3 protein-coding genes are annotated in these 3,230 nt (G+C 75.1%); all 3 read left to right on the forward strand.

The window, feature by feature from the left end; genetic code table 11:
• The first annotated feature begins 536 nt into the window (after positions 1–536).
• The 3 genes from ACJOT3_RS33635 to ACJOT3_RS33645 all read left to right on the forward strand — a co-directional run bounded on the left by ACJOT3_RS33635 (position 537) and on the right by ACJOT3_RS33645 (position 3,169).
• Positions 537–983 (forward strand): hypothetical protein, encoded by a 447-nt coding sequence (locus ACJOT3_RS33635; protein WP_406977169.1) that lies wholly within the window; start codon positions 537–539, stop codon positions 981–983.
• 387 nt (positions 984–1,370) lie between these two features.
• A complete protein-coding gene (locus ACJOT3_RS33640; RefSeq protein WP_406977170.1) occupies positions 1,371–1,865 on the forward strand; it encodes a hypothetical protein in 495 nt (164 codons plus the stop codon).
• A 146-nt stretch (positions 1,866–2,011) separates the two neighbouring features.
• Complete coding sequence (locus ACJOT3_RS33645; RefSeq protein ID WP_406977171.1) at positions 2,012–3,169, forward strand: glycerol dehydrogenase; 1,158 nt, start codon at positions 2,012–2,014, stop codon at positions 3,167–3,169.
• Positions 3,170–3,230: the final 61 nt, after the last annotated feature.

Raw genomic sequence — 3,230 nt, forward strand, 5'->3', positions numbered from 1 at the left:
GCGCAGCTCCGGTTCCCGGTCGGTGAAGAACCGCGGCGGCGCGGGCGGCTGCCGGGGCACGGGGGCGGGCCTGAGGTGGATGTCTCCGTGGACGGTGCCGATCTGGACGACGGCGCCGCCGCTCACCGCGCCCGCGGAGTTGTGGGTGGCCATGGGGGGACTCTCTCGACGACGACATACGAGGGTGTTCCCGTTACCGTGCGCGCCAACCCCATCACCTGTGGTCGCACACGCCCTTGCAGGCGCCCCTGCGCGCACCCCTGCACGCGCAGCGCACCCCTGCACGCGCATTCCGGCACGCGCGTCCGCCCGTGCCGCCCACCCGGGGAGGGCGGGCGCCGACCGTCCCGGGTGGTGGCCCACGGCGTCGAACCCGGGGTGTGTCCGGCTCCTCGCGCCCCGTCGATCGAGGGCCGGGGATCGGGGCCGGCCTCACCTCGGGGGCGGTTCTCGGCCGGACCGGCGAGGCGGTCCCGGAGTCCGGGCGGGTCATGGCGCAGGATCAAAGGGAGGATCACGACACAAGGGAGGACATCATGGCGGATCGGAAGGGAATCCCGGTGCGGGCCTGCCTGCTGGGCCTGGCGGCCGGATCGCGGGCGAGCCTGGGCGTGGGGACGGCACTGCGCACCGTTCCCTGGGGCGGCCCGGTACTGACGACGCTGACGGTGCTGGGCACCGCCGCCGAGTTCGTCGGCGACAAGCTCCCCGGCGTTCCCAGCCGTCTGGGCTGGGCGGGGCTGGCGCCCCGCATCGCCAGCGCGGCCGTCGGCGGGGCCCTCCTCGCCCGCGCCGCGGGCGCCCCGGCGCTGCCCGCCGCCCTGATCGCGGGCGCCGCCGCACCCGTGGGCGCCCGGGCCGGGGTCGCCTGGCGCGAGGCCTGGGGCCGCGACGGCTCGGACACCGCCGGAGCCCTCATCGAGGACACGGTGGCCCTCACCCTCTCCGCGGCCGCGGCCCGGGGGCTGACCCGCAAGGCCTGAACCGCCAGGCCTGGCCCGTGCCCGGCAGGGCCGTCCGCCATGGTGGGCGGTTGGACGGGTGGGCGGTGCGCCCGGTGGGAGGAGACGCTCATCGCGAGTCGCCCCGGTACGTCGACTCCGTCTCTACAGGGCCCGATCGGACGGTCGCCTTCCTCACCGGGGAAGAGGAAGCGGCCTGGCTGTGGACCCGGGGGACGACCGAAAAGACGGGAAAACCAGGAAATTAGGTCGGAGCGGTTCCGGACGGTGACTCGGCCATCACGGGCGCCCTGAACTGGGCCTTTGTGGTCGGGGGCGGAGGCGTCCCCCGCCCGGGGAGCCGGGAACCCCTGTGGTTACGGGAATCCTGGTTCACACCTGCACCTCTGGCCACTCTAAGGTTCGCTCATGATCAACAATCGGAACGGGCGCCCCCTCGTGCGAGGCGAGTCCCCCGCCCTGGTCGGCGAACTCCTGGCCGACTTCGAAGCGCGCACCGGGGCCGCGCACACCGCCGCCTTCGACCTCGACGGCGTCCTCATCGGCCACTCCGGGCACCCCGACGACGAGAAGGCGACGGCGCGCGCCGAGCAGTCGGCCTCCAGCTCCTACATGCTCGCCTCCCTCTCCACCGGCGTGGGCACCACCCTGCCCTCCCTCAACCGGCCCGGGGGCCTGGGCCGCCCCGACCACCTGCTGCTGCGCTACCGCGACCGCGAGGAGAACGGCAAGCGGCCCTCGCCCTGGTGGGTGCTCGTGGTCCCCGTGCCCGAATGGGGAGGCCTGGTCACCGAGATCCCGCCGGGTTCGGACGCCTCGGTCACCGCGGTGATGAGCGAGCTGCTGCTGTCCTCCGAGCGCATCCACGCCGCCCTGGCCGAGGCCGGTCTCACCGGCCGCTGACCCGGCCCCGCCCCGGCCGGATCCGGCCGGGGCCGGCCAATGATCACCCCAACAGGCGGCGATGGGACGGCAAGGCCGTGTTTGCCCTCCACCCCGACCCGGTCAGTGGCAGGGAGAGGCACCGACACGACGAAGGGAACACGACCATGGCCGAGAACACACAGGGGACACGGCCCAGGATCTTCGCCTCCCCGGGGCGCTACGTCCAGGGCCGCGACGCCCTGGCCCGCCTCGGGGAGCTCCTCGCCCCGCTGGGGCGCCGCCCGCTGCTCCTGGCCGACGACACCGTCCGCGGCCTCACCGAGCCGGTCCTGGGGCCCGCCTTCGACAAGGCGGGCCTGCCGCTCGTCTTCGAGCGCTTCGAAGGGCTCCCCACCCGGGCCGAGATCGAACGCGTCGCCCGGGTGCTGTCCGAGGGGGACCACGACGTGGTGGTCGGCCTGGGCGGCGGCACCGCCATCGACACGGCCAAGGCCGCGGGCGAGGACGCCGGGGTCCCGTGGGTGAGCGCGGCCACGGTCGCCTCCACCGACGCGCCCACCTCGGCCCTCTCGGTGGTCTACACCGAGGACGGCGGGTTCGAGTCCTACCGCTTCTACGACCGCAACCCGGCCCTGGTCGTGGTGGACACGGGGTTCGTGGCGGCGGCCCCCGCCCGTTTCCTCGCCGCCGGGGTCGGGGACGCCCTCGCCACCTGGATCGAGGCCCGTGCCGTGGAGAGGGCGCACGCCGAGAACATGGTCGGCGGGGTGCCCACCAGGTCGGGCACCGCCCTGGCCCGCTTGTCCTGGGACATCCTGTGGGAGTCCGCCCCGGCCGCCCTGGAGGCGGTGGAGCACGACCTGGTCACCCCCGACGTGGAGGCCGTCGTCGAGGCCAACACCCTGCTGTCCGGCCTGGGTTTCGAGTCGGGCGGGCTGGCCGCGGCCCACGCCGTCCACGACGGGCTGACCGCGGTGGAGCAGACCCACCACCTGGCCCACGGGGAGAAGGTCAACATCGGTTCCCTGACCCAGCTCGTCCTGGAGGGGGCCCCGGCCGGGGAGGTCGACCGCTTCGCCGAGTTCACCGCGGGCCTGGGGCTGCCCACCACGCTCACCGAGGCGGGTCTGGGCGACGCCGACGACGCGACCCTCGACACGGTCGTCGCCGCGGCCACCGCCCCGGAGGAGACCATCCACAACCTCGCGTTCTCTCCCACGGCCCGGGACGTGCGCGACGCCCTGCGAGCGGTCGAAGGGGTGGGGCGCCGGGCCAGGCGCCGTGCGGGCCTGGACGAGCCGCGCCCGCCCGGCGACCACTGAGCGCCCCGGCTCTCTCTCGGAGGGTCCGGGCCCGGGCCGCTCCGGCCGCCCGGAACGCCGA

The sequence above is a fragment of the Nocardiopsis protaetiae genome (assembly GCF_045446735.1).
Lineage (GTDB): Bacteria > Actinomycetota > Actinomycetes > Streptosporangiales > Streptosporangiaceae > Nocardiopsis > Nocardiopsis protaetiae.